Annotated in this window: 17 protein-coding genes; 3 read left to right on the forward strand and 14 right to left on the reverse strand. The window is 73.2% G+C overall.

Translation table 11 applies throughout. The annotated features are described in order from the left end of the window. Positions 1-4 precede the first annotated feature (4 nt). Together purL and AC3X7R_RS03170 are read right to left on the reverse strand one after the other, a co-directional pair. Positions 5-2,296, reverse strand: coding sequence for a phosphoribosylformylglycinamidine synthase subunit PurL (gene purL / locus AC3X7R_RS03165; RefSeq protein ID WP_489964103.1), 2,292 nt, complete (start codon positions 2,294-2,296; stop codon positions 5-7). A gap of 28 nt (positions 2,297-2,324) precedes the next feature. After that, positions 2,325-3,353 (reverse strand): peptidoglycan-binding domain-containing protein, encoded by a 1,029-nt coding sequence (locus AC3X7R_RS03170; RefSeq protein WP_489964104.1) that lies wholly within the window; start codon positions 3,351-3,353, stop codon positions 2,325-2,327. A gap of 227 nt (positions 3,354-3,580) precedes the next feature. Between AC3X7R_RS03170 and AC3X7R_RS03175 the strand changes: the two genes are divergently transcribed. Beyond that, complete coding sequence (locus AC3X7R_RS03175; RefSeq protein WP_489964105.1) at positions 3,581-4,951, forward strand: glycoside hydrolase domain-containing protein; 1,371 nt, start codon at positions 3,581-3,583, stop codon at positions 4,949-4,951. A gap of 12 nt (positions 4,952-4,963) precedes the next feature. On the opposite strand, the gene AC3X7R_RS03180 is transcribed toward AC3X7R_RS03175, so the two are convergent. The 5 genes from AC3X7R_RS03180 to AC3X7R_RS03200 are packed head-to-tail and all read right to left on the reverse strand — an operon-like array spanning position 4,964 to position 8,141. Continuing rightward, a complete protein-coding gene (locus AC3X7R_RS03180; protein ID WP_489964106.1) occupies positions 4,964-5,407 on the reverse strand; it encodes a DUF3817 domain-containing protein in 444 nt (147 codons plus the stop codon). Continuing rightward, positions 5,404-6,072 carry a phosphoribosylformylglycinamidine synthase subunit PurQ gene (gene purQ, locus AC3X7R_RS03185; protein WP_489964107.1) on the reverse strand — a complete coding sequence of 223 codons (669 nt, stop codon included), beginning with the start codon at positions 6,070-6,072 and terminating at the stop codon, positions 5,404-5,406. Before purQ ends, AC3X7R_RS03180 begins: the two co-directional genes overlap by 4 nt. Continuing rightward, positions 6,069-6,362: a phosphoribosylformylglycinamidine synthase subunit PurS gene (gene purS, locus AC3X7R_RS03190; RefSeq protein ID WP_489964108.1), complete on the reverse strand. Its 294-nt coding sequence runs from the start codon at positions 6,360-6,362 to the stop codon at positions 6,069-6,071. The genes purQ and purS overlap by 4 nt, the downstream gene beginning before the upstream one ends. Before the next feature lie 40 nt (positions 6,363-6,402). Then, positions 6,403-6,573 (reverse strand): hypothetical protein, encoded by a 171-nt coding sequence (locus tag AC3X7R_RS03195; RefSeq protein ID WP_489964109.1) that lies wholly within the window; start codon positions 6,571-6,573, stop codon positions 6,403-6,405. A gap of 11 nt (positions 6,574-6,584) precedes the next feature. After that, positions 6,585-8,141: a long-chain-fatty-acid--CoA ligase gene (locus tag AC3X7R_RS03200; protein ID WP_489964110.1), complete on the reverse strand. Its 1,557-nt coding sequence runs from the start codon at positions 8,139-8,141 to the stop codon at positions 6,585-6,587. A gap of 140 nt (positions 8,142-8,281) precedes the next feature. Here AC3X7R_RS03200 and AC3X7R_RS03205 point away from each other — a divergent pair, with 140 nt between their 5' ends. Next, a complete protein-coding gene (locus AC3X7R_RS03205; RefSeq protein WP_489964111.1) occupies positions 8,282-9,700 on the forward strand; it encodes an NHL repeat-containing protein in 1,419 nt (472 codons plus the stop codon). A gap of 11 nt (positions 9,701-9,711) precedes the next feature. Here AC3X7R_RS03205 and AC3X7R_RS03210 read toward each other — a convergent pair whose 3' ends face one another. Genes AC3X7R_RS03210 through AC3X7R_RS03220 form a run of 3 tightly spaced genes read right to left on the reverse strand, consistent with a single transcriptional unit; the run spans position 9,712 to position 12,398 of the window. Next, the gene (locus tag AC3X7R_RS03210; protein WP_489964112.1) at positions 9,712-10,140 is read right to left on the reverse strand and encodes an SRPBCC family protein; all 429 of its coding nucleotides are present in this window, start codon (positions 10,138-10,140) and stop codon (positions 9,712-9,714) included. A 4-nt stretch (positions 10,141-10,144) separates the two neighbouring features. After that, positions 10,145-11,080: a phosphoribosylaminoimidazolesuccinocarboxamide synthase gene (locus AC3X7R_RS03215; RefSeq protein ID WP_489964114.1), complete on the reverse strand. Its 936-nt coding sequence runs from the start codon at positions 11,078-11,080 to the stop codon at positions 10,145-10,147. A gap of 10 nt (positions 11,081-11,090) precedes the next feature. Then, positions 11,091-12,398 (reverse strand): hemolysin family protein, encoded by a 1,308-nt coding sequence (locus AC3X7R_RS03220; protein ID WP_489964115.1) that lies wholly within the window; start codon positions 12,396-12,398, stop codon positions 11,091-11,093. A gap of 41 nt (positions 12,399-12,439) precedes the next feature. On the opposite strand from AC3X7R_RS03220, the gene AC3X7R_RS03225 reads away from it, so the two are divergent. Then, positions 12,440-12,748, forward strand: a complete 309-nt coding sequence (locus tag AC3X7R_RS03225; protein WP_489964116.1) for an antibiotic biosynthesis monooxygenase family protein — start codon at positions 12,440-12,442, stop codon at positions 12,746-12,748. Positions 12,749-12,784: 36 nt separating this feature from the next. Here the strand turns inward: AC3X7R_RS03225 and atzF are convergent, their stop codons facing one another. From atzF to AC3X7R_RS03245, 4 genes are read right to left on the reverse strand one after another with little or no spacing between them, the layout of a single operon-like run. Beyond that, a complete protein-coding gene (atzF, locus tag AC3X7R_RS03230) occupies positions 12,785-14,530 on the reverse strand; it encodes an allophanate hydrolase (RefSeq protein ID WP_489964117.1) in 1,746 nt (581 codons plus the stop codon). Further along, entirely contained in the window at positions 14,527-18,147 is a 3,621-nt protein-coding gene (uca, locus tag AC3X7R_RS03235; protein WP_489964118.1) for an urea carboxylase, read from the reverse strand. Before uca ends, atzF begins: the two co-directional genes overlap by 4 nt. Then, the gene (locus tag AC3X7R_RS03240) at positions 18,140-18,790 is read right to left on the reverse strand and encodes an urea amidolyase associated protein UAAP2 (RefSeq protein ID WP_489964119.1); all 651 of its coding nucleotides are present in this window, start codon (positions 18,788-18,790) and stop codon (positions 18,140-18,142) included. Before AC3X7R_RS03240 ends, uca begins: the two co-directional genes overlap by 8 nt. After that, on the reverse strand, positions 18,787-19,695 hold the full coding sequence (locus AC3X7R_RS03245) for an urea amidolyase associated protein UAAP1 (protein ID WP_489964120.1): 909 nt from the start codon (positions 19,693-19,695) through the stop codon (positions 18,787-18,789). The genes AC3X7R_RS03240 and AC3X7R_RS03245 overlap by 4 nt, the downstream gene beginning before the upstream one ends. Between the last annotated feature and the right edge of the window lie 56 nt (positions 19,696-19,751).

The raw sequence follows: 19,751 nt of genomic DNA on the forward strand, positions 1-19,751 counted from the left end.
CGCCTCAGCCGAGCACTGCCGGGAGGGTCGCCGCCCAGGCGTCGCGGAGCTGCGAGACCGGCACGCTGAACTCGCCGTCCACGACCAGCTCGGCGCCGCCGGTGAGTCCCAGGCCGGTGAGCGGCACGCCGTGCCGGTGGGCCAGCGCCAGCAGGGCCTCGGCCCGGTCGGCCGGCACCGTGACCAGCGCCCGGGCCGCGGACTCGGAGAAGAGCGCCACGAACGGGTCGCCGTCCGCGACCTTGGAGAGCGCCACCTGCGCACCGATCCCCCGGCCGAACGTCGCCTCGGCCAGCGCCTGGGCGAGGCCGCCGTCGGAGAGGTCGTGCGCGCTGCTCAGCACGCCGCCGCCGACCGCCTCGGCCAGCAGCGCGGCCAGCGCCCGCTCGGCCGCCAGGTCGACGCGGGGCGGGGTGCCGCCGAGGTGGCCGTGGACGACGTGGGCCCACTCCGAGCCGGAGAGCTCCTCGCGCGTCTCGCCGAGCAGGAAGATCTGCTCGTCCTCGGCCGCGAAGTGGCTCGGCACCCGCTTGGTGACGTCGTCGACCACGCCGAGCACCGCCACCACCGGGGTCGGCAGGATCGCCGTCTCGCCGGTCTGGTTGTAGAGGCTGACGTTGCCGCCGGTGACCGGGATCCCCAGCTCCAGGCAGCCGTCCTTGAGGCCCCGGCAGGCCTCGGCGAACTGCCACATCACGTCCGGGTCCTCGGGGCTGCCGAAGTTGAGGCAGTCCGAGACCGCGGCCGGGCGGGCCCCGCCGGTGGCGACGTTGCGGTAGCTCTCGGCGAGCGCCAGCTGCGCCCCGGCGTAGGGGTCCAGCTTGGTGAAGCGGCCGTTGCAGTCGGTGGAGACCGCGACACCGAGGTTGGTGTCGGGGTCGATCCGGATCATCCCGCTGTCCGACGGCTGGGCGAGCACCGTGTTGCCGCGCACGTAGCGGTCGTACTGGTCGGTGATCCACGACTTGTCGCAGAGGTTGGGGCTGGCCACCATGCGCAGCAGGGTGTCGCGGAGCTCCCCGCCGCCGAGGGGCCGCGGCAGCCTCTCGGCGCCGTCGGCCTGCAGCGCGTCCTGCCAGGACGGGCGGGCGAAGGGGCGCTGGTAGGTGGGGCCGTCGTGCGCGACGCTGCCCGGGGGGACGTCGACCACCCGCTCGCCGTGCCAGTCGATCGCCAGCCGGCCGGTGTCGGTGACCTCGCCGACCACGACCGCCTCGACGTCCCACTTGGCGCAGATGGCCAGGAAGGCCGCGACGTCGCCGGGCTCGACGACGGCCATCATCCGCTCCTGCGACTCGCTCATCAGGATCTCCTCCGGCGCGAGGGAGGAGTCGCGGAGCGGCACCCGGTCGAGGTGGACGTGCATCCCGCCGTCGCCGGCGCTCGCCAGCTCGGAGGTGGCGCAGCTGAGCCCGGCGCCGCCGAGGTCCTGGATGCCGGCGACCACGCCGGCGGCGAAGAGCTCGAGGGTGCACTCGATGAGCAGCTTCTCCATGAAGGGGTCGCCCACCTGGACGCTCGGTCGCTTGGCGGGGCCGGAGCTGCCGTCCTCGTTGGCGTCGAAGGTCTCGCTGGCCAGCACGCTGACCCCGCCGATGCCGTCGCCGCCGGTGCGGGCGCCGTAGAGGATGACCTGGTTGCCGACGCCGGAGGCGTTGGCCAGGTGCAGGTCCTCGTGGCGCAGGACGCCGACGCAGAGCGCGTTGACCAGCGGGTTGCCGGCATAGCTGGGGTCGAAGACCGCCTCGCCGCCGATGTTGGGCAGCCCCAGGCAGTTGCCGTAGCCGCCGACGCCGGCCACGATCCCGGGGAGCACCCGGTGGGTGTCGTCGGCGTCCAGGGGACCGAACCGCAGCGGGTCCATCACCGCGACGGGCCGGGCGCCCATCGCCAGGATGTCGCGGACGATGCCGCCGATGCCGGTGGCCGCTCCCTGGTAGGGCTCCACGAACGAGGGGTGGTTGTGGCTCTCCACCTTGAAGGTGACCGCGTAGCCCTGGCCGATGTCGATGACGCCGGCGTTCTCGCCGATGCCCGCGAGCATCTTGCCCGCGGTGGTCTCCTGGGGCAGCTCGCCGAACTGCTTGAGGTGGACCTTGGTCGACTTGTAGGAGCAGTGCTCGCTCCACATCACCGAGTACATCGCCAGCTCGCTGCTGGTCGGACGGCGGCCGAGGATCTCGCGGATGCGCGCGTACTCGTCGGCCTTCAACCCGAGATCGGCCCACGGCTGGGCCCGTTCGGGGTCCTGTGCGGCAACGGAAACGGTGTCGAGGTTCTCGAAGGCAGCGGCCACGCGCCCACCCTAGGCGACCTGGGCGGGGTCACTCGCACGAGCCCAGAAGCACCTTCCAGGTCTCCCGGTCGATACGGCCGGTCGGCGGGAGCCCCACGTCACGCTGGACGCCGCGGACCAGGCGCTCGGTCTCCGGGCCGAAGAACCCGTCGACCGTCACCTCGAGGCCCACCCCGCTGAGCAGCACCTGGACGTCGGAGACCGCGACGCCGCGCCCCAAGCCCGCTCCCGCGACGCCCCCCGGTCCCAGGTCGGGCAGCTTGCGGGGGGCGATCAGGCAGGCGCAGGCCACGCGCGGACCGGCGTCCCGCGCCAGCTGGCGCACGTGGACGTCGCTGCCGCCGATCTCGTCGCGCCGGCGGCACGCCACCCGGGAGCTCTTGAAGGGTCCCTCGTAGGCGGCGGCGACCGCCCCGCCCGTCGCCGAGGCTTCCGCCAGCGCCGCCGCGAGCGCCTCGCAGCCCCGGGGTACGGCGGTCGCGGCCGGCGTCACCAGCACGTACTCACCGGTGCACTCCGCCGGGACGGGCTCCTCCGCCGGCCCGCCGTCCTGCTGCTCCGACTCGGGCTGCTCCGACTCGGGGCGCGACTCCTTGGACCCGGAGTCGGACCCGGAGTCGGACCCGGACTCGGACTCGGCGGTGGCGGCGGGCCGCCCCCCGCCGGGCTCGGCCACGCGGGCGGCCGGCTCCCCCGCGAGGAAGCGCCAGCCGCCGACCACCAGGGCCAGCACGACCGCGGTCACGCAGAGCGCGCCGAGGATCCTCAGCCCGCGGCGTCCCGGCCCGGCAGCCCGCACCCGTCCGGTCGTGACACCCGGCGCACCACCGGTCCCACCCGGGAGATCCGGCGGCTGCCCGTCGGGCGTGCCCGCGTGGTCGCGCACCACCGGGCGTTCGGAGACGTCGGAGAGCCCCGGGTAGACACGGTCGGCGGTGTCCTCGACCTCCTCGGGGACCGGGGTCTGGAACCACAGCAGGGCGCCGCAGGTGGCACAGGTGGGCGCGAGCTGCTCGGGTCCCCCGCAGTGCGGGCACACCGTCGACAGCCGCTCCATGGTTCCCCCTCGTGCCGCGGCACGGCGCCGGAGATGGCACCGCTCCAGGCGCGCCCGCCCTCACGGACGCTCGCGTCAGCGTAGGTGAGACCGGAGCGCCCGAGCCGCTCCGTTCCACGACCTGAGGCGTGTCGGGGAACTACCCAGATGTAGTTCGCCGTGATCCCTGTGACCAGTGTGATTGGTGAGGTTAGGGTGCCAGGACTTCCCTCGCTCTGGAGACTCTCATGCGCCCCACCCGTCGTCCCCGCCTGCTGACCGCCGCCCTCGCGGCGCTCACCCTCACCGCCGGCCTGCTGGCCTCGACCTCCGCGGTCGCCAGCGGCGACCCCGGCGAGGGAGCCGCGGCCCGCAAGGCCAAGCAGAGCATCGTCACCCCCGGCGACTTCACCGGCTACGGCTTCGACCAGTGCGTGGCGCCCACCCAGGCGGCGATGGACACCTGGCTCGAGCACTCCCCCTTCCTGGCGGTCGGCATCTACATCTCCGGGGACTCGCGCGCCTGCCGCACCCAGCCCAACCTCAACCCCGCCTGGATCTCCACCCAGCTGGCGAGGGGGTGGCGCCTGCTGCCGATCGCGCTGGGTCCGCAGGCCTCCTGCCAGCCCCGGTTCCCGCGCTACAAGGACGACTTCAAGATCTCCCCCGCCCCGGGGGACGGCACCTACCCGACCGCCCGCGCTCAGGGAGCCACCGAGGCCGACAAGAACGCCGACGACGCGGCCGGCTACGGCCTCGCGCCGGGCAGCACCCTCTGGTACGACCTCGAGGGCTTCGACTACACCAACACCCACTGCCGCGAGTCGGCCCTCGCCTTCATCCACGGCTGGGTCGAGCGGATCGAGGCGCGCGGCTACGTCAGCGGCGTCTACTCCAGCGCCAGCTCCGGGATCAAGATGCTCGACGACGCCCGGGTGAGCCGGCCCGGCCAGTTCCGCCTTCCGCAGCAGATCTGGATCGCGCGCTGGGACGGGCTCGCCAACACCTCGACCACCTACATCGGCGAGGAGGGCTGGCGCCCCGGCGGCCGGATGAAGCAGTACCTGGGTGGCCACAACGAGACGTGGGGCGGGGTCACCATCAACATCGACAGCAACTTCCTCGACCTCGGTCGCGGCAGCGTGGCCGACCCCGAGACCCGGTGCAGCGGGATGCGGACGACCTACCCGCGCTACCACCTGCTCAAGCCGAAGAAGGCGAACGCCAAGCGGGTCAAGATCCTGCAGTGCACGCTGGCCGAGCAGGGGCACTACGCCCACCGGATCAGCGGGAAGTACACCAAGCGGACCCGGGTGGCGGCTCAGGCGTTCCAGCAGGCGCACGGCCTGACGCCCTCGCCGAAGTTCCGCAAGCGCCACTGGGTGGTGCTGCACGCGGCCGGGGAGACGCCGGTGCTCAAGGTCGGCTCCGCCGGCGCGGCCGTCTTCCGGCTGCAGCGGGCCCTCAACGCCGCCGGTGCCGGCAAGCTGGCCGGCACCGGGGTCTACGACCTCGCGACCGAGGCGGCCGTCAAGGCCTACCAGGCGCGGCGCAAGCTGACGCAGAGCGGGATCACCGGCGCGAGCACCTGGAAGCAGCTGCAGGCCGGGCGCTTCTGAGGATGCTGCGGGTCAGACGGGCGGACCCGCCAGCATCGCGCCGGCGAAGAGGACGGCCACCAGGGCGAGCCCGACGGCGAGCCCCTGCCCCGGCTTGCGGACCAGCCAGGCCGCGGCCTTCTCCGGGATCCCGGCCGGAGCGTCCGTGCGCAGCCGCCACCTGTCGTCGAGCAGCCCCTGCCGCTCGGCGTACCGCTCGAACCAGACGGTGACGAACGGCGGCACCGCGCAGGCCAGGCCCAGCAGGAAGCGCTTGGCCGGCCAGCGCTGGTCGACGGCGACCAGGACGGTGGTCACGCAGTAGGCCAGGAAGACCGCGCCGTGCAGCATCCCGCCGATCCGCACCCCGATCTCGGTGGTCTCGGTGACGTACTTGAGGAACATCCCGGCCAGCAGCAGGGCCCAGGTGATCGCCTCGGCGGTCGCGACGAGACGGAAGAGGCGCCGCGGGGTCATGCGAACACCTGCTCGGCGAGGCTGGTGAAGAAGCCGAGCCCGTCGGTGCCGGGGCCGCAGAGCTCCTCCACCGCGTGCTCGGGGTGGGGCATCAGGCCGACCACGTTGCCGCGCTCGTTGCAGACGCCCGCGATGGCGCGCATCGAGCCGTTGGGGTTCTCCCCGAGGTAGCGCGCGACCACCTGACCCTCGCCCTCGAGCCGGTCCAGGGTGGCCTCGTCGGCGATGAACCCGCCCTCGCCGTTCTTGAGCACGATCGTCACCTCCTGGCCGGCCTCGTAGGCCGCAGTGAACGGAGTGCGGTTGTTCTCGATCCGCAGCCGCTGGTCGACGCAGCTGAACTTGCGGTGGTCGTTGCGGATCAGCGCGCCCGGCAGCAGGTGGGACTCGCAGAGGATCTGGAAGCCGTTGCAGATGCCCAGCACGGGCATCCCCCGCCCCGCCGCCGCGACGACCTCGGTCATCACCGGCGAGAAGCGCGAGATCGCGCCGCAGCGCAGGTAGTCGCCGTAGGAGAAGCCGCCCGGCAGGATGACCGCGTCGACACCGCGCAGGTCGGCGTCGCCGTGCCACAGCGCCACCGCCTCGTGACCGCCGATCCGGACCGCCCGCTGCGCGTCGACGTCGTCGAGGCTGCCGGGGAAGGTGACGACACCGACCTTCATCGGGCCTGCTCCGAGCCCGCGCCCGCGGCGACCTGGGCGACCGTGCGCTCCTCGACGTGGACCTCGAAGTCCTCGATGACCGGGTTGGAGAGCAGCGTCTCGGCCATCCGGCGGACGTCCTCGAGCACCGCCTCGGTGATCTCGCCGTCCACCGTCAGCTCGAACCGCTTGCCCTGGCGCACCTCGCTGACCCCGGAGAAGCCGAGCCGGGGAAGGGCGCCGTGGACGGCCTTGCCCTGGGGGTCGAGGATCTCGGGCTTGGGCATGACGTCGACGACGACTGTGGCCACGGGGCAGCTCCTGGTCAGCGGGGAAAGTCCACCCTCGAGTCTATCGGGGACCCTTGGCCGCGACGTAGACGAGGGCGACGCCCAGACCCGCGAGCGCGGGGCCGAGCGTGGCCCGGAAGTCCCGCTCCGGCGTCTCGCCGATCCAGCCCAGTCCCTGGGCGGTCCACAAGCCCCCGGCCACGACCATCAGCACCCCGAGCGCCAGCGCCATCCCGCGACCCATCAGTCGAGCTCGCGCTTGAGGATCTTGCCGGTCGCGGTCATCGGCAGCGAGTCGCGGAACTCCACGATCCGCGGGTACTTGTAGGCCGCCATCTGCTCCTTGCCCCAGGCGACCAGCTCGTCCTCGGTGACGGTCGCCCCGGGGTTGAGGATCACCACGGCCTTGATCTCCTCGCCGTGGCTGTCGTGGGGGACGCCGATCACCGCGGCGAGGGAGACGTCGGGGTGGGTCAGCAGGACCTCCTCGATCTCGCGCGGGTAGACGTTGAAGCCGCCCCGGATGATCATGTCCTTCGACCGGTCGACGATGTAGTACCAGCCGTCCTCGTCGACCCGGGCCAGGTCGCCGGTGCGGAACCAGCCGTCCTCGAGGGCCTCGGCGGTGGCGTCGGGACGGCCGTAGTAGCCCTTCATCACGTTGGGGCCCTTGATCGCGATCTCGCCGATGTCGCCCTCGGCGTCCTTCCACACCCCCGGCTCCGGGTCGATCAGCCGCATCTCCACGCCCGGGATGGCCGGGCCGATCGAGCCGACCCGGGCCGGCTGGCCGTAGACCGAGAAGCTCGCCACCGGCGAGGTCTCCGAGAGCCCGTAGCCCTCCAGGATGGTGACGCCGAAGCGGCGCTCGAACTCCTTGTGCACCTCGACCGGGAGCGCCGCACCGCCGGAGATCGCGACCCGCAGGTTGGCGGCGAGCTCGTGGACGTCGACACCGGCGTCGTCGAGCGCCCCGAGCAGCCCCCAGAACATGGTGGGCACCCCGGCGAAGAAGGTGACCTTCTCCTTGGCCATCAGCTGCAGCGCGGCCTCGGCCTCGAAGCGGGGCAGCATCACCACGGTGCCGCCGTAGGCGAAGGCGCCGTTCTGGATCACCGTCTGGCCGAAGGAGTGGAAGAGCGGCAGGACGCACAGGTAGGTGTCGGGCCGCTCGGGGTCGGCGTTGAAGAGCTCCTTGCCGGCCAGCGCGTTGGAGAGCATGTTGCTGTGCCGCAGCTCCGCGCCCTTCGGCTGGCCGGTGGTGCCGGAGGTGTAGAGGATGACGGCGGTGTCGTCGTCGTCGACCTCCACGGCGGCGAACTCCGGGGACTGGCTCATCATCGCCTGGGCCATCGTCTCGACGCCCGCCACGGGCGAGTCGGCGCCGAGGTCGGCGGTGATGACGAAGAAGTGCTCGCACCCGTCGGTGGCCTCGAAGCCCTCGTGGCCCGCCTGGGCCATCGGCAGCTCCGGGGTGCCCTCGAAGCAGAAGTAGGCCTTCGCGTCGGAGTCGGCGAGGTGGTAGGCGACCTCGCGACCCTTGAGCAGCACGTTGAGCGGCACGACGGTCGCGCCGGCCTTGAGGATGCCGAAGTAGACGATCGTGAAGTAGGGCAGGTTCGGGCAGCTCAGCGCCACCTTGTCGCCCGGCCGGATCCCGCGGGAGACCAGCAGGTTGGCGCACATGTTGGCGAACTGGTCGACCTGTGCGTAGGTGAGCCGGGTGTCGCCCAGCACGACCGCGTCGCGGTCGGCGTACTTGGCAACGGAGTCCTCTAGAAGGGTCGCGAGATTCGTCATGTCCCCAACCTAGGGGATCTTCTCCCCTCGGTGAGACGACCACGGGGGCGCGGCCGTGGACTCCTCGTCACCGCCCCCCTGGTTCTGCCACTGTGCATGGGCGAGGGGTCATCGGGGTCCGTCGCAGGGAGGGTGAACTCATGTCACACAAGCGCGCGCTGCGCATCTTCGCAGCGCTCACCTCGACCACGGTTGCCGCTATCGCCGTCCAGGGACCGGGTGTGCAGGCCGCACCGGTGTCCGAGCGGACGGTCGCGTGGACCACCACCGACCACCGCACCGCCTTCACGGTGCAGCCGGCCAGGTTGGGCCACGGCACGCAGCTCGCCGGGCACCCGCTCGACGTCGCCCTGGACAGCAGCGGAGCCGCCTGGACGCTCGGCGAGTTCGCGATGCAGCTGGGCCGCTCGACGGCGGCCAGCGCCACGATGAGCACCCTCAACGTGCCGCTCAAGACCTACGTCCAGAACGGGACTCTGCTGGGCTGGACCCAGCCGTTCCAGAGCACGTGGGGCGGGTATACCTCGGCCAGCGAGCTCGGTGAGTCCGTGATCGCGACCCCGACCAGCGTGTGGGCCGCACTGGGTGGACGCCAGGGCAAGGACGGCCAGTTCAACCATTCCCTGCTGGTCCGCTACTCCACCACCGCGCCGTACACCGCCTGCGTGGTGCCGTTGCCGGGTGACGACAACCAGGTCATCGGCCTGGCCCACGACACGAAGCGGAACCGGATCTGGTTCGCAGAGTCCCAAGGCGATCACCTCACCAGTGGGCTCGCTCCCGGGACGTACTCCACGATCGGTTGGGTCAAGGAGGCCGGGCTGGGCAGCAACTGCCAGAACAACCTGGAATTCGGTGGCGACCCGCGGCTCAGCGAGAACGACAACAGGTGGAGGCGGGCAGTCACCATGGAGACCATCAAGGCTCTCCAGTGCACGAGCACCCAGGAGGCCGATGCCAGTGCGAACTGCGTCCACCGTGGCTCCAGCGCGATCCCTCCGGGTGCCACACACCTTGCCTACGACGCCGGCCTGGACACCCTGTGGTTCACCAACTGGGCGGACCGCAAGCTGCGCCGCTTCAACCCCGCCACCAACACGCTGACGGCCACCCACGACGCTCCCGACTCCCCCCTGCCCGCGTTCGGCGCGGTCGCCTGGCAGATCGCCACGGACAGCCGAGCGGTCTACTTCAACGAGTACGAGGGGAACCGGGTGCTCCGGTTCGACAAGGCCGCCCAGAGCTGGAGCTCGATGCGGACCACCACCGACGACAGCCTGGAGACGCACTCCATCACTGTCTCCGGCAAGTGGTTGTGGTTCACGCTCTCCGACGAGGACTTCAACTCGCGGGCGCGGATCGGCAGGGTCGACCTCGACACCTGGGCAGCCGGGGGCACCATCGCAGCCACCGTCTATGACAAGTGGGAGACGTTGGCCATGTCGGCAGGCGCGCCGGCGAGCAACCGCCACTCGTTCCGGGGCATCGACGTGCGGAACGGCAAGATCGCGGTGACCGACCACGGGGACATGCAGACCCTGGTCCTCACCCCCAAGTGAGGTAGTCGAGCTCAGCAGAGCCGGGCGGCCCGCCGGAGGTCGTGGCGAGCGGCCCCTGGACCCACCAGGTCCAGCCCTCGCCCCAGCCTCCGGCGCCAGCCGCTGGCAGTGGTCACCCCCGTGGTCACCGTGGTGGCCCGGACCCGGGTGCGGTGCTCGTCCAGCGGCGTGAAGAGCAGGTCGAGGGTGACCTCCAGGCCACGCCACCGGCCGAGCTCGACCCACCGCAGGTTCTGCTCCCAGGCGGTGATCTCCATCAGCGGGCGCAGCCCCACCCAGGTGAGGTCGTACCAGCGCGTGCCGACGCCCGGATCCCCGTCGGTGCGCAGCTCGACGGCGCGCAGACTAGCCTGCCAGGCTGGACGATTCCGGGGGTCGGCCAGGTAGTCGAAGACCCGGTCGACGGGGCGGTCGAAGTCGTGGCTGACCGTGAAGCCCATGGGACTAGAACCGCTCCCCGGTCAGGCGCTCGTAGGCCTCGACGTACCGCGCCCGGGTGTGCGCGACCACCTCGTCCGGCAGCGGCGGGGGCGCCTCGCCCGACGCGCGGTCCCACCCGGAGTCGGGGCCGGTGAGCCAGTTGCGGACGATCTGCTTGTCGTACGACGGCTGGGTGCGGCCCGGCTGCCACGCGTCGGCAGGCCAGAAGCGGGAGGAGTCGGGGGTGAGCACCTCGTCGCCGAGGACCGTGACCCCGGCGTTGCCGGCCGGGCCCCCGGCGGCCCGGCGGCCGAACTCCAGCTTGGTGTCGGCCAGCACGATCCCCCGCTCCCGGGCGACCTGCTCGGCCCGCGCGTAGACCCCCAGAGTCAGCCGCCGCAGCTCGGCGGCGGCCTCGTCGCCGATGGTGGCGACGACCGCGTCGTAGGAGACGTTCTCGTCGTGGTCGCCCAGGGCGGCCTTGGTGGCGGGGGTGAAGACCGGCTCCGGCAGCCGCGAGCCGTCCTCGAGGCCGTCGGGCAGCGCGATGCCGCAGACCTCGCCGGTGGCCCGGTAGTCCGCCAGACCCGAGCCGGTCAGGTAGCCGCGCGCCACGCACTCCACCGGGAACATCTCCAGCGGCTCGCAGACCACCGCACGGCCGGCCACCGCGGCCGGCACCTGCGTGGAGACCACATGGTTGGGCACCAGGTCGGCGAGCTGGTCGAACCACCACAGCGACATCCGGGTGAGGATCTCGCCCTTGTCGGGGATGGTGGTGTCCAGGACGAAGTCGTAGGCCGAGATCCGGTCGCTCGCGACCATCAGCAGGTTGCCGGCGTGCTCCCCGGCGTCGATCCGGTAGAGGTCGCGCACCTTGCCGCTGTGCAGGTGCGTGAACCCCTCCAGGAGGGGGGCGGCGGGGATGCCAAGCGTCTGGGAGATCTCGGAGTCGGCCACGGGACGGAGCCTATCCGTCCCCCTCCGCACCGCTCTGCGCCTGACTGATCCGGACCCGCATGATCCGCGTCTCGCTGGCCTCCACCACCTCCAGGACCAGACCGTCCACCTCGACCCGGTCGCCGACGACACCCAGCCGGCCGAGGCGGTCGACCACGTAGCCGCCCACGGTGTCGTAGGTGGCGGAGGGCAGGTCGAGTCCGGTCAGCTCGCAGAACTCCCCGATGTTGAGGGAGCCGTCGACGGTGACCGTGTCGCCCTGCTCGAGCATCGTGTCCTCGGGGTCGTAGCCGGTGTCGTACTCGTCGTAGATCTCACCCACCAGCTCCTCCACGAGGTCCTCCAGGGTGACGATCCCCTCCGTGCCGCCGTACTCGTCGACGACCAGCGCCAGGTGCTGCTGCTCGCGCCGCATCTGGGCGAGCGTGCCGAGCACCAGGTTGGTGCCGGGCAGCACGGCCAGCGGCCGGGCGATGCTCGCCAGCGGTCGCCCCTCCTGCTCCGGCGTCGCGGTGTAGAGGTCGCGCAGGTGGACGAAGCCGACGACGTCGTCGACGTCCTCGCCGAGCACCGGGTAGCGGGAGTAGGAGGAGTCCGCGACGTCGGCCCGGGCCTCGGCGATCGTGTGGTCGCCGTGGAGGAACGTGACGTCGGGACGGGGGGTCATCACGGCGGTCAGCCGCCGGTCGCCCGAGCGGAACACATCGGTGAGGATCCGCCGGTGGTAGGGCCGCAGTCCGCGGTGGCCCTCGACGGTGTCGCGCAGCTCGTCGGGCGTCATCTCCTCCTCGACCGCGTCGGGGTCGCCCCCGAGCAGCCGCACCACCACGTCGGTCGACCTGGAGAGCAGCCAGATCACCGGCCGCACGAGGGTGGCGAAGACGTTGAGCGGCGGGGCCAGCACCGTGGTGAAGCCGACCGCCCGTTGCATCGCCAGCCGCTTGGGCACCAGCTCGCCCAGGACCAGCGACAGGTACGCGATGAGCAGCGTCATGAGGAGCAGCGCGACCGTGTCGGCAGCCCCCTCGGGCAGGCCCCAGCCGGCGAGCACCGGGGCCAGGTCGGGCGCGATCGTCGCGCCGCCGTACGCCGAGGAGAAGAACCCGGCCACCGTCACCCCGATCTGCACCGCGGAGAGGAAGCGGTTGGGGTCCTCCACCAGGTCGGCGGTGCGGGCGCCCCGCGCCCCGCTCGCCCGGATCCGGCGCACCTGACCCGGGCGCAGCGAGACGATCGCCATCTCGGTGCCCGCGAAGACTCCCCCGACGAGCACGAAGACGAGCACGAGGAGCAGGTTGGTCAGCGTCGTGGTGTCCACGCCTCTCACGCTAGCGAGCGGGGGGTTTGTAGGCTCGGAGCATGTCCGTCGTGAAGATCAATGCCATCACCGTCCCCGAGGGCTCCGCGGAGGAGCTGGAGCGGCGCTTCGCAGCCCGCGCCGGCTCGGTCGAGAAGTCCCCGGGCTTCCTCGGCTTCCAGCTGCTCCGCCCCACGGGTGGGGACCTGCGCTACTTCGTCCTCACCGAGTGGGCCGACGAGGAGTCGTTCGTCGCCTGGCGCGACGGGGACGCCCGCACCGCCCACGCCGGCGAGCGGGCCAAGCCGGTCGCCACCGGCGCCGACCTGCTGGAGTTCGAGGTCGTCCTCGACGTCCGGCCCAAGAGCTGACCGACCCACTTCGTCCCCGCACCCTGACCTGAGCGCTCAGCCCGACCTGCTCGGGTGCGAGGTCGGGTGGGCCGTCAGGTCCGCGAGCCAGGCGAGCCAGCCCCCGTACGCCGTGACGTCCCGTCCCGCGGCCACGGCGTCGTGGGCGGCGCCGAAGCCGACGACCCACCGGCCGTCGGCCAGCTCCACCCGACCCAGCAGCATGGGGCGGGGCAGGTCAGCCAGGAACCGACCGAGCGCCCCCTTCGAAAGGGTCCAGAGACCGCCCTCGATCGCCCGCCCGCCGTCACCGACCCGGGTGAGCCCCGGCTTGGGCGGGGTGGTGTCGAGCGCCGTCAGGGTGTACGCGGGGGCGGTGCGGACCGATCCCGTCCAACGGGCGCCCAGCCGGCGCAGCTCCCCCTCCAGCGGCTGACCGGGGAGGTGGGCGCCGACGACGAGCAGGTCGACGGCCGGCACCAACGGATCCTGCCCGGCACCGACGGCCACCGCCGGCCACGGCAGGGCGGGCGCGGGCAGCGGTCCGGCCGCCGGCCGGGCGTCCACCGGCGCTGCGGTGGGCAGCGCGACCCGCCGCGCGAGGTCGAGGGCGACGGCGTCGTGGAACGCCGGCGCCACCACCGTCACCCCGAACTGGGCGTGCCCGGCCGGGCCTTCGTCCACCACCCCGGACGGCACCGCGACCGCGGCCAGGTCGAAGAGGTTGCAGAAGTTGGTGAACGTACCGACCCGGGAGTTGGCGGCCACCGGCTCGGCGGCGACCTCGGCCACGGTGGGGTGGAACGGTGCCGTCGGGACGAGCAAGGCATCGAAGCCGGTCAGCGCCGCCATCGAGACCTCCCGCAGCTCCGCCAGCCGCGCGGTGTCGCGTACCAGCTGGGAGCCGCTCACCCGGCCGGCCGCGCCGATGATCGAGGCGACGACGGGGTCGAGCCCGGCCGCCGGGTCCTCGAGGTGGGCATCGACGAAGTCGCCGACGGCGCCGTGCCGCTCGGCCACCAGACCGCCCTCGTAGAGCAGCCTGGCGGCTGCGAGGAACGAGCCGAACGGGATGGGCTCGACCGTGCAGCCGTCGGCCCGGAGCCGGTCAGCCGCCGCGTGGAACGCCTCGGTCCAGCCCGGCGCCATCGACGGCAGCGTGTCCGGGACCGCCACCTTGGCCGTCGGCGGGGCGGCGAGCGGCGCGTCGCCGGGCCACGGTCGGGTGCCGGGCCCTCCCGCCATCACGGACATCGCCACGTCGGCGGTGTCCAGGTCCCGGGCGAAGATCGTCACCGCGTCCCAGGACCGGCAGGCAGGCACCACCCCGGAGACCGAGACGACACCCAGCGTCGGCTTCACCCCGACGATCCCGTTGAACGCGGCCGGGACCCGCCCCGAGCCGGCGGTGTCGGTCCCGATCGCGAGGTCCGCCTCGCCCAGGGCCACGGCCACCGCGGAGCCAGAGCTCGAGCCCCCGGAGACGTGGCCGAGGCGGTGCGCCGAGCGGACCCCGCCGTACGGGCTGCGCTGGCCGACCAGGCCGGTGGCGAACTGGTCGAGGTTGGTGACCCCGACGACGGTGGCCCCGGCGGCGCGCAGCCGGGCCACCGCGACAGCGTCGGTCTCGGCCGGGCCGTCGCCGAAGCCGGGACAGCCGGCGGTGGTGACGAAGCCGCCGACGTCGACGTTGTTCTTCACCGCCAGTCGGAGACCGGCGAGCGGCCCGGAGGCGGCGGCGAGCTCCCGCTCGACCTCCGCGGCGGCGCGCCGGGCGAGGAAGACCTCGGGTCGGGCGCTCATGCTGCTCCCTCCTCCGGCGCCGGGGCGAGCACGGCGACCGCGTCGCCGGGGGCGACCTGCACCCCGGGCCCGACCGGCAGCGCCACCACCACCCCGCCCACGGGAGCGGTCACGGCCGTCTCCATCTTCATCGCCTCCAGCACGACCAGCACCTGTCCCGGCTCGACCACGTCACCGACCTCCACTCCGAGCTTCCACACGTTCGCCACGAACGGCGCGTCCACCCGGGTGCCACCCTCGGGCAGCTCGACCTCCGTCGGCTCGGGCAGCACGGCTGCCTCCGCGGCCGCCGCCCGCTCCAGCTCGCCCGAGGCGACCCAGGCCGCCCGCTCCGCCTCGAAGGCGGCGGCCTGGGTCGAGCGGAACCCGGCGATCGACTCGGCGTGCTCGGCCAGGAACCGCTGGTGCTCGGCGAGCGAGAACGTCCCCTCGGTCGCCTCCAGCGTGGAGCGGCCGGCGGCCAGGTCGGCGCGCAGGTCGAGCAGCTCCTCGGGGGCGACCGGGTACCAGCTGATCCGGTCGAAGAACCGCAGCAGCCACGGGTCCTCGCCGGGCCGCGGATGGGTCCGCCACACCTGGGTGGTGCGGCCGACGAACTGGTAGCCGCCGGGGCCCTCCATGCCGTAGATGCACAGGTAGGCCCCTCCGATGCCCACCGAGCTCTCCGCGGTCCAGGTCCGCGCCGGGTTGTACTTCGTGGTGACCAGCCGGTGGCGCGGGTCCAGCGGGGTCGCGACCGGGGCGCCGAGGTAGACGTCCCCCAGGCCGAGCACCAGGTACGAGGCGTCGAAGACGGTGTCGTAGACGTCCGCCACCGAGCCCAGCCCGTTGATCCGGCGGATGAACTCGATGTTCCACGGGCACCACGGCGCGTCGTCCCGGACCCCCGCCATGTAGCGCTCGATCGCCTCCCGGGTGGCCGGGTCGTCCCAGCTGAGCGGTAGTCGCACCTCGCGGCTCGGCACCACCAGCTCGGAGACCGGCGGCAGCTCCGCCTCGACCTCGAGCAGCAGGCCGAGCAGGTGGGAGGTCGGCAGCACGTCCGGGTCCACGTGCACCTGGAGGGACCGGATCCCGGGGGTCAGGTCCAGGATCCCGGGCAGCGCCCGCTCCGCCAGCGCGGTGTGCAGCGCGTGCACCCGGGCCCGGAGCGCGAGGTCCAGCACCGGCTCGCCGTACTCGACGAGGATCGCGTCGTCGCCCTGCCGTCGGTAGGTCACCGCCGGCCCGCCGGTGTGCGAGCCGTCCAGCCGACGCAGGACGCCGTCGTCGGCGTCCCGGGACGGGACCAGGTCGACCAGGTCCAGCCCGCGGGGCGGTGGCGCGTCCACGCCCCGCACCGGCACGAACCTGACGGTGTCGCCCGGCCGCAGCTGCCCCAGCTTCCACCGGTCGCCGGAGACGACGGTGAGCGGGCAGACGAAGCCCCCCAGGCTCGGACCGTCGGGCCCGAGCAGGATCGGGGTGTCGCCGGTGAAGTCCAGGGCGCCGACCGAGTACGGCACGTCGTGGATGTTCGAGGGGTGCAGGCCGGCCTCTCCCCCGTCGCTGCGTGCCCAGCTGGGCCTGGGACCCACGAGCCGGACCCCGGTGCGGGCGCTGTTGAAGTGCACCTCGTAGGTGGCCGCGTAGAGCTGGTCGACGTCGGCCCGGGTGAAGAACTCGGGAGCGGCGTGCGGCCCCTCGGTGACCGCCAGCTCCCAGCTGCTGCCGAAGTGGGCACGCCGGGCCGCCGGGACGGGTCCGCCGACCGGACCGACCGCGGGGCCGGGTCGCAGCACGTCACCGGGTCGCAGCGCCCGGCCTCCGTGCCCGCCGAACCCCCCGAGGGTGAAGGTGCTGGCCGAGCCCAGGTACGCCGGGACGTCCAGGCCGCCGGCCACGGCGAGGTAGGTGCGCAGCCCGGCGGTGGCGTCCCCCACGGCGAGGGTGGCACCCGCGGGCACCACGACCGGCTCGTGCATCGGCACCTCCTCCCCGTCGACGGTCACCGCGGCCGGCGCACCGGTGACGCAGACGACGGTCTCGTGGCTGACCACCAGCTCGGGACCGGTGGCGGTGCACTCCAGCCCGGCCGCGTTCGGCTCGTTGCCCACCGCGAGGTTGGCGAGCCGGAGCGAGCGGTCGTCCATCGCCCCGCTCGGCGGGATGCCGACCTGCCAGTAGCCCACACGCCCGTCGGTGTCCTGCACGGTGGTCATCAGGCCGGCTCGGCCGACGGTGATCCGCGGTCCGGGATCACGGACCCCGGCCAGGGTGGAGGTGGTGTGCGTGGCGGCCAGCACGTCGGGATCGCGGACCACCCCGCGCAGGAGTCCCAGGTTGACCTCCACCCCGTCGACCCGGGCCTCGTCGAGCGCCCGGGCGAGGGTGCGGAACGCGTCCTCGCGGGTCGGCCCGGTCGCCACCACCTTGGCCAGCAACGGGTCGTAGGCGGTCGACACCTCGGTGCCGGTCTCGGCCCAGCCGTCGACCCGCACCCCGTCGCCGGTCGGCAGCTCGACCCGGGTGAGGGTGCCGGCGCTGGGGCGGTAGTCGGCGGCCGGGTCCTCCGCGCAGAGCCGCGCCTCGACCGCGTGGCCGGTCACCGGGACCGCGGCGGTGCCCAGGTGCGGCGCCAGGAAGCTCGCGTCGCCGCCGGCCAGGCGGAGCATCCAGGCGACCAGGTCGACGCCGGTGACCTGCTCGGTGACCGGGTGCTCGACCTGGAGGCGGGCGTTGACCTCCAGGAACGAAGCCTCCTCACGCACCGGGTCGTAGACGAACTCCACGGTCCCCGCCGAGCGGTAGTCCAATGAGGTGACCAGCCGGCGCGCCGAGGCGTGCAGCCGCTCGCGCACGGCGGGCGGCAGGGCGGGCGCCGGCGCCTCCTCCACCACCTTCTGGTGGCGGCGCTGCAGCGAGCAGTCGCGGTCGCCGAGCGAGACCACGCTCCCGGCGCCGTCGCCGAAGACCTGGACCTCCACGTGCCGGGCGTGCTCGACGTACCGCTCGGCGAAGACACCGGAGGAGCCGAAGCTGCGCTCCGCGAGGCCGCGGACCCGGCCGTACGCCGTCCGCACCTCCTCCGCGGTCCGGCACACGCTCATCCCGATCCCCCCGCCGCCGCCGGACGCCTTGAGCATCACCGGGTAGCCGATCCGGTCCGCCTCGGCGACCGCCTCGTCGGCGTCCGCGAGCAGCCCGGTGCCGTCGAAGACCGGCACGCCGCAGGCCAGCGCCGCCGACCTCGCCGTGTGCTTGTCGCCGAAGGCGCGCAGCTGCGCCGGTGTGGGCCCGACGAACGCGATCCCCGCCCCCTCCACGGCCTCGGCGAAGTCGGCGTCCTCGGCAAGGAAGCCGTAGCCGGGGTGGACGGCGTCGGCGCCGGTCTCCTTGCAGGCGCGCAGCACCGCCTCCACGTCGAGGTAGGAGCGCTCCGGCGCGGCGGGTCCGAGCAGCACCGCCCGGTCCGCCAGCCGCACGTGGGCGGCGGCCCGGTCGGCCTCGGAGAAGACCGCGACGGTGCGCAGGCCCAGGGCCCGGGCCGAGCGGACCACCCGGCAGGCGACCTCGCCGCGGTTCGCGACCAGGACCGTGGTGAGGGGGCGCACCGTCCGTCCGCCCTGCTCAGGCACGGTCGTGCACGATCATCTCGGCCCGGCTCGGGTCGAACCCGTTGCACGGGTTGTTGACCTGCGGGCAGTTGGAGACGACGACCAGGACGTCCTTCTCGGCCCGCAGCGCCAGCCCGAGCCCCGGGGCCGAGATGCCGTCGACGATGCCCAGGGCGCCGTCGGGGTCGACCGGCACGTTCATGAACCAGTTGACGTTGGAGACCTGGTCGCGCTTGCCCAGGCCGTGCCGGGAGAGCTCGTGCAGGAAGTTGTCGGCGCAGGCGTGCTGGGCGTAGGTGTGGTGCCCGTAGCGCAGCGTGTTGGACTCCTTGGAGCAGGCACCGCCCAGGGTGTCGTGGCGACCGACCTCGTCGGCGACCACGGTGAGCAGCGGCGCGGACTCGTTGTCGCGCAGGACGCTCCCGGTCGTGAGGAAGATCGACCCCTGCTCCTGCAGGGTCGCCTGGGCGCTGTAGGCGCGCTCGGTGTCGTGGGCGTCGTAGGCGAGGAAGTCGACGGCCTGGTTGCCGTCGAGGTCGACGATCCGCAGCACCTGGCCGGCGGTGAGCACCCGGGACCAGGGCGCGCGGGGGGCGACGGTCTCGCGGGAGGCCTCCGGCCCCAGGACAAACGTCGTGCTGTCTGCTGTGGTCACGGCGCTCATCGGCTGGCCCGTCCCTTCCGGTGGTCGGCGGTGTTCTCGTAGGCGCGGCGACCCTCCGGGGTCGCGGTCCACAGCGGGTCCAGCGGCGCGGTGACCGCGTCCCGCCAGGCGAGGATCTCCAGCGGCCCGCAGGTCCACTCCGGACGCGGATCGAGGGGGTGGGCGGTGTTGGCGACCAGCAGCACGACCGGCAGCTCGGTGCGCAGGGTGAGGCTCTGCCCGGGACCGGCGCTGCCGGTCCACTCGGGCCGCCCCTCGTCGTCGACCCGCACGCCCTGGAAGAAGGAGACGCTGGGGGCGACGTCCCGGCGCGAGAGCCCGTTCTTGGCCGCGCCGAGCACGAGCAGCTCACGCCCGGCGGGGGTCGGCCCCTCGGGTGCGCCGTCGCCGTAGCGGCGCTCGTTGCGGTCCCGGGTGGAGGTGCCGAAGAGGGTGTCGTGGTGCCCCGAGGTGTCGTCGAGCACGGTCGCCAGGACCCGTCCCTGGTCGCTGAGGAGCAGGTAGCCGCCGCCCGGGTAGACCTGCCACTGGATCTTCACCGTGTCGGCCACGTTGAGCCGCTCCCACGGCATGTCCGCGTGGTGGAGCAGGACCGAGGCGCAGGCCTCGCCGCTCGGGTCGGTGAGCCGGACCCGGGTGCCGGCGGCGAGCACCCGGTGCCCGTAGCCGCCGGGAGGCAACCGGTCGGACCAGACCACGTCGTCGCCGCGCACCCCCGCAGGCAGGTCGGAGGTGGTGCCGGCAGGCACGGTCGGACCGTGGTCCACGACGGTGCCCTCCTGGGCCCGGGCGTGGGCACGGGCGCCCTGGGTGGTGCCCGTCTGGCTCGCCGAGACGCGGTCTGGCTGGCCTTCTGGCCGGCTGGTGCCCGGCTCGGCGGGGGCGGTGTTGTCGGCGGTCTGCACGGCGTCCTCCTGCTGCTTTTCTGTCGACTGACAGATATTCCAGGCGGCCCGTTCGC

Source organism: Nocardioides sp. Z22_16 (assembly GCF_058134365.1).

Bases quoted from the DNA above. Each gene is read 5' to 3' on its own strand.
- AC3X7R_RS03170 (WP_489964104.1), bottom strand. From the start codon at position 3,353: ATGGAGCGGCTGTCGACGGTGTGCCCGCACTGCGGGGGACCCGAGCAG.
- AC3X7R_RS03175 (WP_489964105.1), top strand. From the start codon at position 3,581: ATGCGCCCCACCCGTCGTCCCCGCCTGCTGACCGCCGCCCTCGCGGCG.
- AC3X7R_RS03180 (WP_489964106.1), bottom strand. From the start codon at position 5,407: ATGACCCCGCGGCGCCTCTTCCGTCTCGTCGCGACCGCCGAGGCGATC.
- purQ (WP_489964107.1), bottom strand. From the start codon at position 6,072: ATGAAGGTCGGTGTCGTCACCTTCCCCGGCAGCCTCGACGACGTCGAC.
- AC3X7R_RS03195 (WP_489964109.1), bottom strand. From the start codon at position 6,573: ATGGCGCTGGCGCTCGGGGTGCTGATGGTCGTGGCCGGGGGCTTGTGG.
- AC3X7R_RS03200 (WP_489964110.1), bottom strand. From the start codon at position 8,141: ATGACGAATCTCGCGACCCTTCTAGAGGACTCCGTTGCCAAGTACGCC.
- AC3X7R_RS03205 (WP_489964111.1), top strand. From the start codon at position 8,282: ATGTCACACAAGCGCGCGCTGCGCATCTTCGCAGCGCTCACCTCGACC.
- AC3X7R_RS03210 (WP_489964112.1), bottom strand. From the start codon at position 10,140: ATGGGCTTCACGGTCAGCCACGACTTCGACCGCCCCGTCGACCGGGTC.
- AC3X7R_RS03225 (WP_489964116.1), top strand. From the start codon at position 12,440: ATGTCCGTCGTGAAGATCAATGCCATCACCGTCCCCGAGGGCTCCGCG.
- atzF (WP_489964117.1), bottom strand. From the start codon at position 14,530: ATGAGCGCCCGACCCGAGGTCTTCCTCGCCCGGCGCGCCGCCGCGGAG.
- AC3X7R_RS03240 (WP_489964119.1), bottom strand. From the start codon at position 18,790: ATGAGCGCCGTGACCACAGCAGACAGCACGACGTTTGTCCTGGGGCCG.